The organism is Motiliproteus sediminis (assembly GCF_017912535.1).
GTDB lineage: Bacteria > Pseudomonadota > Gammaproteobacteria > Pseudomonadales > Balneatricaceae > Motiliproteus > Motiliproteus sediminis.
This window is the reverse complement of record NZ_JAERQK010000001.1, coordinates 782,464-799,837: the sequence shown is the minus strand read 5'-3', so window position 1 is coordinate 799,837 and position 17,374 is coordinate 782,464. Positions and strand designations below refer to the sequence as shown.

15 protein-coding genes are annotated in these 17,374 nt (G+C 59.6%); 7 read left to right on the top strand and 8 right to left on the bottom strand.

The features are described 5' to 3' along the window. Nucleotide 1: 1 nt before the first annotated feature. Nucleotides 2-433, bottom strand: coding sequence for a hemerythrin domain-containing protein (locus JJQ76_RS03820; protein WP_210395358.1), 432 nt, complete (start codon nucleotides 431-433; stop codon nucleotides 2-4). Between the two features lie 243 nt (nucleotides 434-676). After that, nucleotides 677-1,165 (bottom strand): aminoacyl-tRNA deacylase, encoded by a 489-nt coding sequence (locus JJQ76_RS03815; RefSeq protein WP_210395357.1) that lies wholly within the window; start codon nucleotides 1,163-1,165, stop codon nucleotides 677-679. Nucleotides 1,166-1,290: 125 nt separating this feature from the next. On the opposite strand from JJQ76_RS03815, the gene JJQ76_RS03810 reads away from it, so the two are divergent. The 3 genes from JJQ76_RS03810 to JJQ76_RS03800 are packed head-to-tail and all read left to right on the top strand — an operon-like array spanning nucleotide 1,291 to nucleotide 3,529. Next, a complete protein-coding gene (locus JJQ76_RS03810; RefSeq protein ID WP_210395356.1) occupies nucleotides 1,291-1,608 on the top strand; it encodes a hypothetical protein in 318 nt (105 codons plus the stop codon). Beyond that, nucleotides 1,572-2,255 carry a deoxyribonuclease V gene (gene nfi, locus JJQ76_RS03805; protein ID WP_210395499.1) on the top strand — a complete coding sequence of 228 codons (684 nt, stop codon included), beginning with the start codon at nucleotides 1,572-1,574 and terminating at the stop codon, nucleotides 2,253-2,255. The genes JJQ76_RS03810 and nfi overlap by 37 nt, the downstream gene beginning before the upstream one ends. A 59-nt stretch (nucleotides 2,256-2,314) precedes the next feature. Then, complete coding sequence (locus tag JJQ76_RS03800; RefSeq protein ID WP_210395355.1) at nucleotides 2,315-3,529, top strand: UbiH/UbiF/VisC/COQ6 family ubiquinone biosynthesis hydroxylase; 1,215 nt, start codon at nucleotides 2,315-2,317, stop codon at nucleotides 3,527-3,529. Nucleotides 3,530-3,604: 75 nt separating this feature from the next. Here JJQ76_RS03800 and JJQ76_RS03795 read toward each other — a convergent pair whose 3' ends face one another. Next, on the bottom strand, nucleotides 3,605-4,348 hold the full coding sequence (locus JJQ76_RS03795) for a phasin family protein (protein ID WP_210395352.1): 744 nt from the start codon (nucleotides 4,346-4,348) through the stop codon (nucleotides 3,605-3,607). 257 nt (nucleotides 4,349-4,605) lie between these two features. On the opposite strand from JJQ76_RS03795, the gene JJQ76_RS03790 reads away from it, so the two are divergent. Both JJQ76_RS03790 and JJQ76_RS03785 read left to right on the top strand, forming a co-directional pair. Next, the gene (locus JJQ76_RS03790) at nucleotides 4,606-7,548 is read left to right on the top strand and encodes an insulinase family protein (protein ID WP_210395350.1); all 2,943 of its coding nucleotides are present in this window, start codon (nucleotides 4,606-4,608) and stop codon (nucleotides 7,546-7,548) included. Between the two features lie 206 nt (nucleotides 7,549-7,754). Further along, on the top strand, nucleotides 7,755-8,231 hold the full coding sequence (locus JJQ76_RS03785) for a hypothetical protein (protein WP_210395348.1): 477 nt from the start codon (nucleotides 7,755-7,757) through the stop codon (nucleotides 8,229-8,231). Nucleotides 8,232-8,493: 262 nt separating this feature from the next. Here the strand turns inward: JJQ76_RS03785 and JJQ76_RS03780 are convergent, their stop codons facing one another. The 4 genes from JJQ76_RS03780 to JJQ76_RS03765 all read right to left on the bottom strand — a co-directional run bounded on the left by JJQ76_RS03780 (nucleotide 8,494) and on the right by JJQ76_RS03765 (nucleotide 11,217). Continuing rightward, nucleotides 8,494-9,228 (bottom strand): Crp/Fnr family transcriptional regulator, encoded by a 735-nt coding sequence (locus JJQ76_RS03780; protein ID WP_210395346.1) that lies wholly within the window; start codon nucleotides 9,226-9,228, stop codon nucleotides 8,494-8,496. Nucleotides 9,229-9,353: 125 nt separating this feature from the next. Next, nucleotides 9,354-10,199: a transglutaminase family protein gene (locus tag JJQ76_RS03775; protein WP_210395345.1), complete on the bottom strand. Its 846-nt coding sequence runs from the start codon at nucleotides 10,197-10,199 to the stop codon at nucleotides 9,354-9,356. 51 nt (nucleotides 10,200-10,250) lie between these two features. Beyond that, nucleotides 10,251-11,039, bottom strand: coding sequence for a transglutaminase domain-containing protein (locus tag JJQ76_RS03770; protein WP_210395343.1), 789 nt, complete (start codon nucleotides 11,037-11,039; stop codon nucleotides 10,251-10,253). Nucleotide 11,040: 1 nt separating this feature from the next. Further along, nucleotides 11,041-11,217, bottom strand: a complete 177-nt coding sequence (locus JJQ76_RS03765; protein WP_210395341.1) for a DUF1328 domain-containing protein — start codon at nucleotides 11,215-11,217, stop codon at nucleotides 11,041-11,043. A 237-nt stretch (nucleotides 11,218-11,454) separates the two neighbouring features. Between JJQ76_RS03765 and trhA the strand changes: the two genes are divergently transcribed. Both trhA and JJQ76_RS03755 read left to right on the top strand, forming a co-directional pair. Then, nucleotides 11,455-12,081 carry a PAQR family membrane homeostasis protein TrhA gene (gene trhA / locus JJQ76_RS03760; protein ID WP_210395339.1) on the top strand — a complete coding sequence of 209 codons (627 nt, stop codon included), beginning with the start codon at nucleotides 11,455-11,457 and terminating at the stop codon, nucleotides 12,079-12,081. Nucleotides 12,082-12,882: 801 nt separating this feature from the next. Further along, entirely contained in the window at nucleotides 12,883-14,331 is a 1,449-nt protein-coding gene (locus tag JJQ76_RS03755) for an OmpA family protein (RefSeq protein ID WP_210395337.1), read from the top strand. 119 nt (nucleotides 14,332-14,450) lie between these two features. On the opposite strand, the gene JJQ76_RS03750 is transcribed toward JJQ76_RS03755, so the two are convergent. Beyond that, nucleotides 14,451-17,153 (bottom strand): chemotaxis protein CheB, encoded by a 2,703-nt coding sequence (locus JJQ76_RS03750; RefSeq protein WP_210395335.1) that lies wholly within the window; start codon nucleotides 17,151-17,153, stop codon nucleotides 14,451-14,453. Nucleotides 17,154-17,374 lie beyond the last annotated feature (221 nt).

The window sequence follows — 17,374 nt, the reverse complement described above, 5'->3', positions numbered from 1 at the left end:
ATCAGAACGCGTCCAGCCGGGTAACCAGCTCGCTGCTATTGCCGATCACCTGGTCCGTCATCGGGTAGAGGATCTGTTCCTCTTTCATGTTGTGTTGCTGCATCAGCACCATCAGGGTTTCTCCCAGACCGAGAAACCGGTCGCTGTCACGGGCTTGCAGGGCTCCGCTGAGATCAGCCACCAGGGCGCGCATCTGCTCATGTTCCATCCGCATCACCGCTGTCGGGCCCTGGGTGTTACCGGTCTGCTGTTCGAATGCGGGAAAAAGCAGTTGCTCTTCCTGGCCTAGGTGATGCTCAAGTTCAGTGGCGAACTGCTGCCAGGCACTGTCAGCTTCGCTCCAATTTTGTGCGGAAACAGCGTTTTCTGCGCTGGTGTAGCTGTCGTCACACTGGCGGTGGCCAGCGGTCATATAGGTTTGGATACTGCCCATGGGGTACTCCTTGTCAAAGGTGCAGTATCTCTAGCAAGTGATGTGCCGGCCTTGATGCAGGTCAGTTCAGGCAGATGGTCAGCGGATGCTGCCCGCCGGCCGGATTTAATCCCTGTCGAGGGCGCAACAGTCGGCTGCGGTCATTGTTCGCCCGCTGTTGCGTTCAAAGGGACCATTTTGCCTGCAAGGGGCCGCACCATCGTTCCGAAGCGGATGTTTGCCGGAGCGGTCGAATTGGGCAGGCTAGTGACGGGCCGCCCGGGCGCTGATCTCGGCGACGATGCAGTCGCGAATCAGTGAGTGCAGGGCATGGCGCTCGATGCGGATCAGTTCGGTGGGATCGCCATCTTCGAAGTAGACCGCCGGTTGTCGCAACAGCTCCGCATCGATCAGAGTGTTGATCTGGTACGGGCTGCCAAAAGGGGGCACGACACCGGGGGCGCAGTCGCGAAACCAACTTTGATCGCCACAGGGAAGGGCGCTGCAGACGCGCACATCACAGTCGATCAGCTCCTCGACCGCGTGCAGATCGAGGTGGCGATCGCTACCGATGACCGCGATCCAGTAGCGGTCCAGATGGTCATGCAGCAGCAACGAATGAGCCACGGCGGAGGGCGGCAGAGTAGCGGCGCGGGCGGCATCCAGCAGGGTGGCCGCAGGGCGGTGTTTGAGCAGGTGATAGTCAACCTGATGCTGGTTGAGATAGTGGCTGAGTGCCTCTGCGATCGCCATAGTGCACCTCCGTAAGTTCTGCCCGGACGGTAAGTCAGGGGAGCCGCTGATTCAGCTACAGTATAGTGAGCGCTGTTTTTCTCTAAGCCTGAAATTCCTTCAGCTTGACGGGAGTGTGGATGTAGATGATTGAAGGTCTGGAACGTTTGCTCGCGAAGGGGACCGACTCGCCGGAACTGCGTTTCGGCCTCGGCAAAGCTTATCTCGAGCGGCAAGAGGCGGAGCGGGCGGTTGCGCACCTGCGGGCCTGCGTGACACACAAGCAGGGTTACTCCGCGGCGTGGAAACTGCTGGGTAAGGCCTATCAGGCACAAGGGGATGCGGTGGCCGCCGCGGACGCCTGGCGCCAGGGGATCGCTGCCGCGCAGCAGGGTGGGGACAAGCAGGCGGAAAAGGAGATGCAGGTATTTCTGCGCCGACTGGAAAAGATCCGCGAGGGGTAACCCCATCTGGCGCATGGCCGCGTGATGTCGACACGGCGCTGGCGGAGCAACGGCGCCTGCGGCAGCAATTGCTTCTGAGTGACCGGTTAGGCCCGGTCAATTTCGTGGCGGGGGTAGATGTCGGTTTCCCCCGCCCTGATTGCGCCCGCGCCGCCGTGGTGGTACTTCGCTACCCCGACCTGACCCTTTGTGAGCAGGTCGTGATCGAGCAGCAGGTTGACTTTCCCTATCGCACCGGCCTGCTGGCGTATCGGGAACTGCCCGCTGTGCTGGCTGCGGTCGCCCGGTTAAGCACGCAGCCAAATCTGTTTCTGTGCGACGGACAGGGGACCGCCCATCCGCGGCGGTTTGGTATTGCGTGTCATCTGGGTGTGTTACTGGACTGCGCTGCCATCGGCGTTGGCAAAACACGCCTGAGCGGGCGTTACCAACAGCTGGGCGAGCAGCGCGGTGCAAGGGCGCCGTTGATGGTTGCCGACGAGCAGGTGGGATACGCCCTGCGTTCGCGACAAGGCTGCAACCCCCTGTATGTTTCCGCCGGGCATCGCATCAGTCAGGAGAGCGCGGCGGAGTGGGTAATGCGCTGCTGCCGCCAGTTCAAACTGCCGGAGACCACCCGCTGCGCCCATCGTCTGGCATCGGGCTAGTGGCAGATCGGCCGGCTGCTATAATCGGCCTCCAGTTTAATCAGGCTAAGGAGTTGCGCGTGAATCGATTCCAAACGGATGTGGCTATTGTCGGCGGTGGTATGGTGGGCGCCACCCTGGCATGCCTGCTGCGAGACAGCGGTCTGGCGGTAACCTTGTTGGAACAACAGCCACCGCAGTCCTTTGCGCCCGGGCAACCGCATGATCTTCGGGTCTCTGCCATCAGTCCGGCGTCCCGGCGTATTCTGGAGTCGGCCGGTGCCTGGGCCGGTATTGCCGCCATGCGCAGTTGTCCTTACCGCCGGATGCGGGTGTGGGAACAGCGTGCGTTTGGCGACGCGCTTTTCGATGCCGCCGATGCCGGTAGCGACGCGCTGGGATGGATCGTTGAAAACCCTGTTACCCAGCTGGCGCTGTGGCAAGTCCTGGAGCGGGAAGAACGGATATCACTGTGCGCGCCCGTCGCCATCAAGCAGATACACTACGCCGGCGATGGCTCCACGCTGCACCTGGATAATGGCGACCAGATTCACTGTAGTCTGTTGGTGGGCGCTGATGGTGCGCGCTCCCGGGTACGAGAGGCGATGGGGATCGGCGTCAATGCTCGGGAGTATCGGCAGCAGGCGCTGATCGCGTATGTGGCAACCACTGCCGCGCAGCAGGATATGACCTGGCAGCGGTTTCTGCCACAGGGGCCGCAGGCGCTGTTGCCGCTGACCGGTCCGCACGCGTCGTTGGTGTGGTATGAGCGCCCGCAGGAGGTAAAACGGCTGCTGGCGCTGGACGGCGATGCCTTTATTGATGAGTTGCAGCAGCGTTTCCCGCCAGAGCTGGGTGAGGTGAAAGCGCTGTTGGGGCGTGCCAGTTTTCCGCTGCGCAGGCAGCATGCGCTGCGTTACGCCCAGGCGGGCGGCGTAGTAATCGGAGATGCAGCGCACACTATCCATCCCTTGGCCGGCCAGGGGGTAAATATCGGTTTGCTGGATGCCGCGGTGCTGGCCGAGCTGTTGTGCTGTGCTCAACGTGACGGCAGGGATATCGCCGGGCAGGCGGTGTTGGCCGGGTATGAAGCCAGACGACGGCCTCATAATCTGCTGATGATGAGCGCCATGGAGCTGTTCTACCGGGGTTTTGGCAGCGAACAGCCGCTACTTAAAGGAGTGCGTAATCTGGGTCTGGCACTGGCGCAGCACAGCGGGCCGCTCAAGCAGCATGCGGTTCGGTTCGCGATGGGGTTGGCCGGAGATCTGCCGGACGCCGCCAAAGCGGGTTGATAGCGGTAGGAGTGATGGCGGGCGAGTCATGCCCGGGAAAGCAGGAGCCGCGCTTTGGCGGCTCCTGCGAGCCGATTAGTTATCGGACGGTTTTGCAGCTTCTTTGGCCACTGCGGCAGCCGGCTTCGGCGCCGGAGCGATAGGAGCCAGCGGCGCCTTGGGTGCGGCGGTTTTAGCAGCCGGAGCAGCTTTAGCAGCCGGAGCGGCTTTTTTGGCAGCCGGTTTGGCAGCGGGTTTAGGCGCTGCTTTGGCGGCGGGCTTCTTCGGTGCCGGCGCGGCCTTCTTGGCAGCCGGTTTAGCGGCGGGCTTCTGCGGAGCCGGCGCTGCTTTCTTGGCAGCCGGTTTAGCGGCGGCGCGTGCAGGGGCTGCTTTCTTGGCAGCGGGCTTGGCGGCAGCAGGCTTGGCGGCCTCGGCGAACGGGCTCATCTCTTCCATCGCGGCGATGCCTTCAGCGTACTTGGTCATGCCCTCGGCGTAACCTTCGGTCAGCATCTTGGTGACGGCGTTACGCAGTTCGCTGAACGCTTCAACGTTACGCTCGGCGGTCAGGTTGAGCTTCTGTTCAAACTCTTTCAGGTATTTGAACTGCAGCTCTGCTGCCTGGCTGGCATCTTTTACTTCAGCCAGATCGCGTACCTGCTTGATGCTGGTACTGAGGCAATCGGCGAGGTATTCAGATTGCACTGACGCCAGTTTCTCCAGTGCTTTGCGGTTCATTTCAGCCAGGTCCATCATCGGCTGAAGGCTGGATTTCAGCTCTTCGATCGTCTTCTCGTACATGCGGTCAAGCTCCATAGTCGTGATGCGAATACTGTGCATTGGCACTGCCTTGTTGCAATGCACAATGATGTGTCGAATATAAAATGACCAACGAGTCAAGTCAACGCCCTGATGCGGCTATCCGTGTCTATATTTGCTGCGGTAAAAGCCCTCCTCGTGCGGTGCCGGAGGAAAAAAGGCGCTATGATGGGTGCCAGTGTTGAACCATGCCGACTCGTCCCCATCAACAGTAGTAACAGGACTCGTTCAGCGACTGTCGATGAGTCTGGTCCACGACTGAAAAGGATAACCCTCGCTTGACTGATAAAAGATCCGCACCATCCGCCCGCACTGCACACCCGTCATTTGATTTTGTTCGCCTCCAGCCTGTCGATTCTCTGGGTATCGAAGTGGCCGAGTATCGACATCGAAAAACCGGCGCGGTGCACTTTCATATCGATGCCGAGCATCAGGAGAACGTTTTTCTGGTGGCGTTACGGACCATACCCGGAGACTCCACCGGGGTTGCCCATATTCTTGAGCATACCGCGCTCTGTGGTAGCGAACGTTTTCCGGTGCGCGATCCGTTTTTCATGATGACGCGGCGGTCGCTCAATACCTTCATGAACGCCTTTACCAGCAGCGACTGGACCGCCTACCCGTTTGCCAGCCAGAACCGCAAGGATTTTTTCAACCTGCTTGAGGTGTATCTGGATGCGGTGTTCTTTTCCCGTCTGGATCCGCTGGACTTTGCCCAGGAGGGGCATCGGGTAGAGTTCAGCGAGGCTGCGGATCCTTCGTCAGAGCTGACCTACAAGGGCGTGGTGTTCAACGAAATGAAGGGAGCGATGAGCTCGCCGGTCAGTGTGCTCTGGCAGACGCTCAGCAAATATCTGTTTCCGACCACGACCTACCACTTCAACAGTGGCGGTGAGCCGGAATGCATCCCCGATCTCAGTTACGATGACTTGATCCGTTTCTACCGCACCCACTACCACCCCAGCAATGCGGTGTTCATGACCTTTGGTGATATTCCGGCGGCAGAACAGCAGGAGCGCTTTGAAACCCTGGCCCTGGCCCGTTTCGACAAACTGGACGCCGAGATCAGCGTCAGTGACGAGAAGCGCTATCACGCACCGCTGAAAGTTGAGGAAGCCTACGCACTCGACGAAGAGGACACTTCGGCCAAAACCCACGTGGTGGTGGGCTGGTTGTTAGGCCTGAGTACGGATTTGGAGGATCAGCTCGAAGCGCACCTGCTAAGCCGCGTGCTGTTGGATAACAGCGCCTCGCCGCTGCGGTACGCGTTGGAAAGCAGCGACCTCGGGGCATCGCCCTCGCCGCTGTGCGGACTGGAGGACTCCAACCGTGAGATGAGCTTCATGTGCGGAATGGAAGGCAGCGAGCCGGAATACGCCGAAGCGATCGAGGCGCTGGTGCTGGAGGTACTGCAGCGGGTCGCCAGCGAGGGTGTGCCGCAGGAGCATGTGGAAGCGGTGCTGCATCAACTGGAGTTGTCTCAGCGGGAGATCGGTGGTGACGGCTATCCCTACGGCCTGCAGCTCATACTGGCGGGGCTGTCGACCGCAGTTCATCGCGGTGATCCGATCTCGTTGCTGAACCTCGATCCGGTGCTGGAGCAGCTGCAGGAGCGGATCAAGGATCGCGACTACATCCCCTCACTGGTACAGCGCCTGCTGCTCGACAACCCCCACCGGGTGCGGGTGACCCTGCGCCCTGACCGGGAGCTGGCCAAACGGCGCGATGCGGCCGAGAGAGCCCGTCTGGCGGCGATCAAGGCAAAACTGGACGAGCAGCAAGCGGCGGCGATCGTGGCACAGGCCGCGGCGCTGGAGGCACGTCAGCAGCAACTGGATGATGAATCGATCCTTCCCAAGGTCGGGCTTGGTGACGTGCCGGAGGAGACCCGCATACCCGAGGGTGAGGTCGCCGAACTCGGTTACGGCAAGCGGGCGTTCTACGGTCAGGGTACCAACGGTATTGTCTACCAGGAGGTCTTGGTAGAGATGCCTGAACTGACCCCGGAAGAGCAACAGCTGCTGCCGCTGTACTCCCTCTGTCTGACCGAGTTGGGTGTGGGCGAGCGTGATTACCAGCAGACCCAGGCCTGGCAGTCAGCGATTACCGGCGGGGTCAGTGCCTTTGCCACGGTGCGCGGTGACATCGATGATCCGCAGTCGGTGCGTGGCTACTTTACCTTGTGCGCCAAATCCCTCAATCGTAATGTGGAGCAGATGGTCGGCCTGCTGAAAGAAACCTTTTTCACCATCCGCTTCGATGAACTGTCACGGATGCGTGAGCTGGTGTCCCAGCAGCGGGCGCGCAAGCAGCAGAGCATCACCGGCAGTGGTCACGCGCTGGCGATGATGGCCGCCGCATCGGAACTGTGCCCCTCGGCGCAGTTGTCACACCGCCAGCGCGGGTTGGCGGCTATCGGCTTCCTCAAGCAGCTGGATGAATCGCTGAAGAGTGAGGAGGGGCAGCAGCGTTTCGCCGATCAGCTCAAGACTTTGCATGCCAAACTGACCACGGCACCGCGCCACTTTCTATGCGTGGCAGAGCCGGAGATGCAAGCGCCGGTCGATCAGGCGCTGGCAACAGCCTGGTCCGGCTTGGCACCGGCGACAGAGTTCAGCGGATTTCGTCTTGACCCGATCAGCCAGCAGGTCAAACAGGCATGGAGTACCAGCACCCAGGTAAACTTTTGTGCCAAAGCCTACGCCACGGTGCCGGTAGAGCATTCGGACTCGGCTCCGCTGGTGGTACTGGGCGACTTTCTCCGCAACGGTTACCTGCATCGCGCTGTACGTGAGAAGGGCGGCGCTTATGGCGGCGGTGCCGGGCAGGATTCATCCTGCGCCGCGTTCCGGTTCTTCTCTTACCGCGATCCGCGGATTGAAGGCACCCTGGATGACTTTGACGCTGCGCTAAGGTGGCTGGTTGATGGGGATCACAGCGACAACAAACTGGAGGAGGCGATTCTGGGTGTGGTCAGCTCGATCGATAAACCGGGCTCGCCGGCCGGTGAAGCCAAGCAGGCCTATCACAGCAGCCTGTTTGGGCGCACGCCTATGCAGCGCCGAGCGTTCCGCGCCCGCGTGCTGAAGGTCACCCTCGATGACCTCAAGCGCGTTGCCCGGACCTACCTGATCGATCAGCCGGCCAGTATCGCGGTGATTACCGATCCCGACAACGCCAAACGGTTGCAGGGTGAGGGCTACGAACTGCTGAAAGCCTGATCCCGGCGGCAACCAATCCAAACCCGAGCCCGGCATTCGCCGGGCTTTTTCATTGGCTCCCGCCGCAGTGTTCAACTGACGCTGGGTTGCGCCAGATCAAGGGGGTGAACCGCAATTCAAAAAAGCCGTAAAGGTTGTACCTTAGCGGCCGCTAATCGAAACACGGACGCGTTACCCGATCCATAGATTCGAACCCAGGAGACGCCGTGAACACTGAACATTTTCAAAAGAGTACCGCTTACCTCGATGGACTGCTGCTTTGCCTCGATGGCGATAAGCTGGTCACCATCACCTATGGCGAGCGCCAGCACCGATTTCATGTCAGCGTTGATGGTGAGGTCAGCCAATGGCAGGACGGTGAGGCAACCAGAGCCAACGATAAAGCCTTTGAAGCCTACCGCATGACTTTTCTGGAAGCGCTGCTTGAGGGTGGTTCACTGATCATTCGCCAGTTGGGCGTGGGCAGCGTTGAACTGCCGCAGGCCCTGGGCGGTGGCAAGCTGGAGCTGGACTACCTGCGCGGTGCGGCGATCGGACCCAAAGGGATTCGCGGCTTGCGTGGTGAAGAGTTAAAAGCGGTACATCCGCAGGGCAGTGAGGGCGGGGTGGAGTTTCACGACCTGCCCAGCAAAGAGCAGATCAAGGTGGCGCTGCTGAAGCAGATCGAAGAGGATGCCGCCTGAGTCGTCGGCTTCTGGCCTCCCTTCAAGAAAGGCTGACCTAGCATGAAGAACCCCGCCAAAGCGGGGTTCTTTTGTTTCAGGAGTCCGCTATGCGAACTTATCGGACTGTTAGCCTTCGCTAACGCATCGCTGATTCAGAAAACGTGAATTCCTGAAAGCGGACACCGTTTCATGCTGAACTGGTGGCTCCTACGGGCACATAGTCGTCGTGGAGTAATTGTTCGTCAGAAAGCACACCAATGAGCCCCGTGCGGTAGAGGCCTCAAGTAGGCTGGTCGGTTGCCGGGGTGTCAGGATGCCAAGGTAACAATCGATCGGTCTCCTTTTTTACCACGGCGTAACACTCACAACTCAGCGTTTCCAGCCGAGCACGGTCAAGCACACTGATATGCCCTCGATGGTACTCGATCACGCCGAGTTTCTGTAACTTACCCGCCGCCTCAGTGACGCCTTCTCGGCGCACTCCTAGCATGTTGGCAATCAGTTCCTGGGTCATGACCAACTGGTCACCCGGCAAACGGTCCAGTGACAGCAACAACCAGCGGCATAGTTGCTGGTCGATGCTGTGATGGCGATTACACACGGCGGTCTGGGCCATCTGAGTGATCAGCGACTGGGTGTAGCGCAGTAGCAATAGCAACAGTTCCCCGTGGCGATCAAACTCATCCTTGAGGCGTGACGCCGAGAGCTGCAGTGCGGATCCCGCGCTCTGCACCAGGGCTCGGCTGGGGGTGCTGGCACCCCCCATAAATAAGCTCACGCCAACGACCCCTTCGTTGCCCACCACGGCAATCTCGGCCGAGGCGCCGTTTTCCATCACGTTAAGTAATGAAATTATGGCGTCGGTGGGGAAAATAACTTGATGCTGAACCTGCCCCGATTCGTATAGCACTTTGCCGAGTGGCAGTGCGACTGGCTCGAGATGGGGAAACAGGCGCTGCTGAACCGCGGCGGGCAGAGACATCAGCAAACGGTTCTGTTGCGGCGAGATAGACATGATTCATCCCTGTGTCGCGATAAACAGCGCCACGGCAAAACGAGGCGGGTTTTAGGGTAAGTACAGTTCCGGATTGGTTAGCCGGCAAGTTAAATATGTCGCTACGGCCTGCTAAGTCATACCATTCAGGGGGCGGATACATCGATGCGCACGGTAAAATCGAGCGCGCTGCTCGCCCCATCGCCGACGAACACCCCGATCACCGGCAGGGTATCGCGCGCCTGCGCCGCCGCCGCGATGGTCACATGGGTATCGGCGACTGCGTGCCCTTGGGTCGGGTCGTAACCGCGCCAGCCCGCGCCGGGCAGATACACTTCAGGCCATGCGTGCAGGTCCCGACGGTCGCTTTGCAGATTGCCTTGCTGATATCCGCTGGCAAAACGTGCCGCGATACCTTCGGCCCGACAGCAGTCGACAAATAACACCGCAAGATCACGACAGGCACCACTGCGACTTTGCAGGGTGATCGCCGGAGTCTGCGGCGCGCCGGAGTGTCGATGGATCTGGGTGAATTGCTCGTACAACTGCCGACTGAGGCGATCGAGAAAACGCAGGGTATCTCGCTCGACTGCCACGCTTAGTTCCGCCGCAAAAGCCGTCACCGCGTCGTCTGCTTGGCTGCGATCCAGATAAGCCCGGGCGCAAATCGAATCCTGCTCGTGGTTGATCGGCAGGCTCATTGATTGCGGCGCCAACATGAAATCGAACGCATTCTTGCGCAGGGTCTCCACCTGCATCTCAAGCCTGACCTCCAGGTGCTGGGTCTCACCTTCAAACCACACCTGGGTGACGCGGTTGCCTTCCAGATCGAGGTATTCGTTCTGCCCGCTCGGGGTGGGGCTGATACAGAGGTGATGTGCGATCACCCGCTGCGACCCATCGCCACGCGGGTGAAAGCGCAACTGCTGCGGACTCAACCGCACCGGCTGTGAGTAGTCGTAGCGAGTGTGATGTTGAATATTAAATAGCAAACTGTCGATCCTCGTGAAATGGATGGATTGCGTCAGCCCCTCACCGGCTGATCAGTCGCGCAGGAGCTCGACCTGCACCCGCTGCAGCGTGGCAATAGGGATGGCCCCGAATTGGTTGAACACCGCGACATCGGCGGCATCCCGTCCGTAGCCAAGGGCCACATAGCCTCCATGTAATTCAGTTTGGGTGGCGTCGAAGGTATACCAGCGATTACCCACGTAGGCCTCAAACCATGCGTGCAGATCCATCGGCTCCAGACGGTGCAGATAGCCCACTACCATCCGCGCTGGAATACTGAGGGCGCGGCACAGGGCGATGCCTAGATGGGCCAGATCACGGCAGATGGCAACCTGCCTGGCATTCACCTCCACCGCCGACAGGGTGGAGCTGGTGCTGCCCGGCGCGTAGCGGTAGGTGGTGCGTAACCAGGTTTCGATCGCCGCCACCTGGTCGTAGCCCAAGCGTTCTCCGGCGCTGATTTCGGTGGCCATTTCGTTGAAGTGGTCGGACTCGCAGTAGCGACTCGGCAGCAGGTAGCACAGCACCCCATCAGGCAGGTGCTGCACCTTGACAAAGGGCGCGCGAAGGGCGCGGTCGATCTCATCGGCGACCTTCAGGTCAGCCACGGTGCGGACTGCAAAGGGACCTGGTGGTGCGACCAAGCGCTGGCACAGGTTGCCGTAGCGATCGGTGAATTCGAATACCGGCACCTGCGGTTCCACCTGGTATTCCTCGCGCGAGACCCATTGATTGGCGCCACTACGCGGCCGCAGCATAAGTATGAACGGGGTCTCGATCTCAAGCTCGAAGGTCAGATCGCAACGGGTACGTAACCACATATCATCTATTCACTGTGCGGCGGCGCCTTCTCCCGAGGATCAAGGAGGCGATAAACAGCACCAAAAACACCAGGAACAAGATCTTGGCGACCTCGACGGCACCGGCAGCGATTCCGGTAAAGCCCAGGACCCCTGCGACCAGCGCAATAATGAAAAATACGAAGGTTAAATACAGCATGGTTCTACCTCTCGATGGGTTTTAATCTGGCTCTGCGGGGCCACCGACTATTGGCTCTATGTTGGTTCAGTCCGGGGGTTGAGTCTGTGCGCAAGCGCACATGGTGTTCATGGACAGCCACGGTCGGGTCCATCCGCAGGACGGGCACGTGAACCGCGCTGATCGAAAGCAATCCGTCTCGTTCTATTCTTACCGTGTCGACGACGCTAACGGCGCCAATTTGGGACCATCTGCACCATGTACTACGGAGAAAAATTCAACAGCATCACTCACTTGGTGGGAGCCGTGTTGGCAGTGATGGGCTTCGGTGCGCTGCTGACCGTCAGCATTCAGCATCGGGACCCGTGGATGATCATCAGTTTTACGGTTTTCGGCATGGCGCTGGTTCTTCTTTACACCCTGTCGACTCTGTATCACAGCGTTAGCTCCCCCCGAATCAAGCGGGTGTTGCAGAAGCTCGATCACTGCGCGATCTACCTGCTGATCGCGGGTACCTACACTCCCTATATGCTGGTGTCGCTGCGCCCCGGCAACGGCCTACAGATGCTGGCTTTTATCTGGGGGCTGGGTTTTGTCGGCCTGTTGGTTGACTTGCTGATTCCCCGTCGGATCGAGCTGTTGCAGGTGATCCTCTACCTGAGCATGGGGTGGGCCTGCGTATTGGAATATGAGCAGCTCAAGGCGCAGATTGCTACACCGGGTTTTATCTGGCTCAACATTGGCGGGCTCAGCTATACGGTCGGCATTCTGTTCTATGTACTGGACCATCAAGCAAAGCTGCGCTACGCCCACGGAATCTGGCATCTCTTTGTGATGCTGGGTTCCATTAGCCATTTTATTTCCGTTATCGGGTATGTTCACTGAAGGCCTGATCAATTCGCCGGCCAAGGATCTTGTACCGGCTGTGTGCTTGGGCAAATGAACGGATGAAATGTTGAGCCGGGTATGTGGTCGATGCCGCCCGCCGCCTGCCCAAGAATGAGAAAAGGCGGGTCAGAGTGTTGATAAAGCAGCAACTGACCTGGGGAATAAGATTGAGGATGCCTGTGAAGGCAAAAAAAGAGTTAAACACCAAAGACACCAATTGCTGACCACGGCGCCGAGCGGTGGCCAAGAAAGTGCTATTCACTTGCATTGGGGGCAGGGTTTATTTGCTCACGCCGCCGATTACCGGCAACGCCAAACCGGGGGGCGCCCCATCGGTGGTGGACAATAATGCGTTACCGGCTGTAGCCAAGACCCAGTGTGCGCCAGCGCACCGACCCACAGGGCGTATGGACTTACCCTCACCAGACCGGTTACCTGCAACTACGTCGGTGCCGGACGTCGCAGAGGTTGTTATGAATAAGCCAAGCCAACAAGACGCGCCCACCGGGCCAGGTACGGCCAGCGAAACGTCCTCCCAGGGAGAACCCCAGGGGGCTGGAATCTACACCAAGGCCGACCCTTCGGCGTCGGTCGCCTGCCAAGACGGCGCGCTTGCTCCCAAACCGGATCGACAGCGGCCGGCAAGCTTAGATAACCAAACCGAATAGGCTTTTGAGTTTGCGTTGAGATACTCGGCGGTTCGCCCGGTGAGCCTCCTCGTAACCCCGCCCTGAGTTGGCCTTCGGCTGCGCTCTCAATGGAGCTGGGCATTACATACTCTCGCTAAGGAGCATTTACATGAAGACCATCATTCATCGATCCGGGTTGGTTTTGGCCCTGGTCACGGGACTGGGAGGCTGCGCCTCGCAGCCACAGCTGACCCACGAGCAGATGCTCGATCAATATCCTTCCGTCAGTCGTCTGGACACTGCCTACCAGCAGGTGGGCATAGACGATGCCGAACTGCTGGCACCGCAAAGCTACGCCAAAGCGGGAGGGTTGCTGAAGCGGGCGACCAAAGCGGCACGTACCCAGGACCGCACTGCGGCAACGGCTGCCGCTGCGGCCGGACTGCAAACGATCGCCGTGCTGGAGCGGGACTCCCAGCTCAGTCGTGAGCTTCTCGCCGATGTGTTGAGCAAGCGTGATCGTGCCTATAACGCCGGCGCCAACACGCTGCCCAGCAAGCAATGGGCTGAGCTGGACAACGATTTGAAAGCGACCACTGCGCTGGTGGAGCAAGGCCGGCTGGAACAGGTCAAGCGGAGCCGTCCCAAGCTGCTTGCCGGGTATTCGCAGCTTGAGCTGCTAGCCCTGAAGCAGAGCACCATTGACCAGGCCAGGTCAGCCATCAGCTCGGCCAAGCAGCACGGGGCGGAAAAGTATGCCCCCCAAACTCTGGCTCAGGCTGAGGAGGAGATGCGATTAGCCCTGTCGATCCTGGATGCCGACCGGACCCAGACCGACAAAGCGGAAATGCACGCATCCAACGCCCGCTGGCAGGCACAGCAGAGCGCAGCGATCACTGAAACCATCAAAGACTTCAACCGCCGTGATTATGACCTTGAGGAGGTGGTGCTCTGGCATCAGCAGCAACTCGCGATGATCAATACGCCCCTGGGCACCCCCCTACCGTTCAATCAACCCAGCGATAAAGTGGTCGGCGGTTTGCGAAAAGCGGTCGGCGATCTGGTCAGCGAGCGCGATGCGGTGCGCAATCAAGTGCAGAAAGCCGAGCAGCAAACCGTGGCTCAGATGGCGGCATACCAGACCCAGATGAAGACCACCGCGCAGCAGCGGCAGCAGATTAGCCAACTGGAGCAAGCCGAGCGGGAGCGCTTCGAAAGGGTGCAGGCGATGTTTGACGATCAGGAGGCCAAAGTATATCGCCAGCGGAAGAATATTTTGATCTCCGTGCATGGCTTTGACTACCCCTCGGGCCACAGTGAGATTCAGGCGGCTAATTTTCCACTGATGAACAAACTCGTGCGGGCCGTTAACACCTTCCCCGATGCCACTATCGAGGTCAGCGGACACACCGATGCGACCGGCAATGACGCCAACAACCAGGCGCTCTCCCAGGCGCGTGCGGAGAAGGTTTCGCAATTTTTGATGGAGGTCGGTGGGGTCGACCAAGCCAAGATGATGGCGCGCGGATTTGGCGAAACCCGGCCGGTAGCGAGCAACGACACCCGCGAAGGCCGTGCCGAAAATCGTCGCGTAGAGATCGTTATTGTCAACCAGTGATATCAGGCACCCTAGTGGCGGCTAGCAAGCGCTGGTTAAACCTGACCAGAACGGGGCTGCGTCGAGGTGTGGCGGTATAGCCGCTTCTCAACTGCTGCCGGTCCACCCCCGTGCGGCTCTCATTCTTGTCGCAGGCGTTGTTCCAACAGCGCCTTGGCATCGCGCAGTCTGGTTTCGAGCACGTTGGCTCGATCCAGATCGGAGGCTTGCTCGGCGACTTTGTCTTGCAGCACCTGAAGGGCATCATGGAGTGACAGCTCCAGCGCCTTGATGGCACTGATATCGATAAAGGTGATGACCACCCCGTCGATCCGGTTACTATGAGCGCGGTACGGCATGATCCGCATGCGGAACCAGCGGCCGTCACGACTCATCACTTCACGTTCCTTGAAGATCAGGGTATCCAACACGCTACTGGCGTCGCTGGTCAGTTGATCGTATTCCAACTCTGACGCCAAGTCGGTAATCGGCCGACCGGCATCGCCCGGTCTCAGCTTGAACAGCTCCGTGATCTGGGGGGTGAAGCGCCGCACCCGTAGCTCGTCGTCCAAGAACAGCGTGGCGATATTGGTGCTGTTGAGCAGGTTCTTCATGTCGTCACTGGCCAGAGACAGCTCTTCCACTTTGGCCTGCAGTTCCTGATTAACGGTTTGCAGCTCCTCATTCATCGACTGCATCTCTTCCCGCGATGTGGTCAGCTCTTCGTTGGTGGACTGCAACTCTTCGTTGGTGGACTGCAGTTCCTCGTTGGCTGACTTGAGCTGTTCCTGGGAGCGTTGCATCTCTTCGCGGGTGGTTTGCAGTTCCAGGTGGGCCAGGTTCAGCTCCTCGGTCAGCGTGGCCAGTGCCTGCTCCTGGTCTGTACCGCCCCGGGTCTTGTTCGGTGTTGGGCTGAAAGGTAACAGGGGAAGATCAACGAAGGTAATCAATACCATGGAGGCCAGGGGCGCGGGCTCTGATAACGGAGATACGCTAACCTTGACCCTGAGCGCCTCTCTCTCGGGCCCCACCTTCTGATTGGCCAGTACGACCTCTTTGCGCTCGCGAACGGCGCGCAAGAAAGCCGCGTTCAGCGAGCCTGCCAGCCCCTCGCGCGCCATGGCGAATATGTTGAGGTTGGCTTTGCCGGCGGCCGGCTCGAGGTATTTGCCGGTTTTGCCGCTGATGTAGACGATATCCCCCTGCTCGGTGGTCAGTACCGCGGCCGGTGAAAACCGCTGGAGCAGCAGTTGCTCAGTGAGGGGCTGCAGGTTGGCGGGGGTGGGAGATGTCGGCATAACGTCGGTAGTATCCACAAGGCCTCTCAAACTGGGATTAATAGTGGCAGGAAAATCGACCAAGAGGGGCTGGGTATAGATCTCCTTGCGCCGGTAGATGCGGTTTTTCCCCGTTAACGTATTGAACAGACTGCTAGCCGCCCCGACCGTTTCCGAGCAGCCAAGCAACAGGAAGCCGTCGGGTTTGAGACTGTAATGCAGCAGCGACAGCACTTTCTTTTGCAGATCCGTTTCTAGGTAGATCAGCAGGTTACGGCAGGTGATTATATCTAATTTGGTAAAGGGTGGGTCCATGACCAGATTTTGGGTGGCAAACACCACCATCTCGCGGATCGATTCGCAGACCCGGTAACCGCTCTCTTCTTGGGTGAAGTAGCGTTGGAGCAGCGACTCCGGCATGGCAACCGCGATACTGGCTGGGTAGACCCCGCGACGTGCCTGCGCGATGGCGTCAGCGTCCAGATCCGTGGCAAAAATCTGCAGCGAATAGTCAACGCTCGGGCAGCATTGTGCCAACGCCTCGCAAAACACGATGGCGAGGGTATAGGCCTCTTCACCGGTGGAGCAGGCCGGCGTCCAAGCGCGCAGTGCGGCCCCCATGGGGTACTGCGCCAACAGGGCGGGCATAACCTCGCTTTGGAGCTGTTGCCATGCCTCCGGGTCACGAAAGAAATGAGTGACGCCGATGAGCAGCTCGTTGAAAAGCAACATCACTTCCTGGTGGTTGGACTGCAGGTAATGCTGGTAGGCGCCGATATCCGGTAGACGATGCAGGCCCATACGGCGCTCAATACGCCGATAGAGGGTACTTTTCTTATAGCTGGCGAAGTCGTGACCCGTCTGGGCGCACAGGAGCCGGACAATCTGGTCAATGCCGTTGCGCTCCGGGTCCGAAAGCTGGGGGGAGGGCTGTGGCATGGGATTGGGCCGATGCTTCAAGTAAGCGATGATCTTGCCCGGCAGCGCGTCAGGGGGGGCTACCACATCGGCAAAACCGGCAGCGATGGCGCTACGTGGCATGCTGTCAAATTTGGCGGTTGCCGGCTCCTGCACAAAACCTGTTCCTGCGCGCTCTCTGATCGCTCCCAGCCCCTGGGTGCCGTCTGAGCCCATGCCGGACAGCACCACACCGACGCTACGGTTCTGCTGGTCATCGGCCAAGGTACGGAAAAAGCCATCGATCGGCAGACGTAGCCCCCGTGGTGAGGTGGGTTCCTGCAACCGTAGGGTGCCGTTCACCAGTGCCAGATCGCGGTCGGGAGGGATCAGGTACACCCGATTCGATTCGACCCGGGCGCCGTCCTCGATCTGAACGACCGCCAGTGTTGTCGCGCGCTGCAGTAATCCTGGTAGTGCCCCCTGATGGTCGGGGTCCTGGTGCTGCACCACCACAAACGCCAGGCCAGAATCGACCGGAATGGCGGCTAGAAACAGCGCCAGCGCTTCCAGCCCGCCAGCAGACGCACCGATACCAACAACCGTAACGGGGGCCGCTGGCGGATTGCTGGCGCGACGGTGGCTTTTTCTGGACGATTTTGATGGCATCTTGAGCCCCCAGCTCATGCGCTGCAACGGGAGCGCTGCCGACGAGTATATCCGCCTTTGGCTCGCCTGGTTTGAAAAGTTCGCCCGCAATGGATGGGGCCTATCCCGGCTGTCGATGGCGATCCCGGATCGGCCGAATGTCGTAACGAGTGTTCGATAACGGCTCCAGCTTGCCTGTGCGTTGTCTAGGATGGGGGCGTATACTGAACTACTTCATGTGA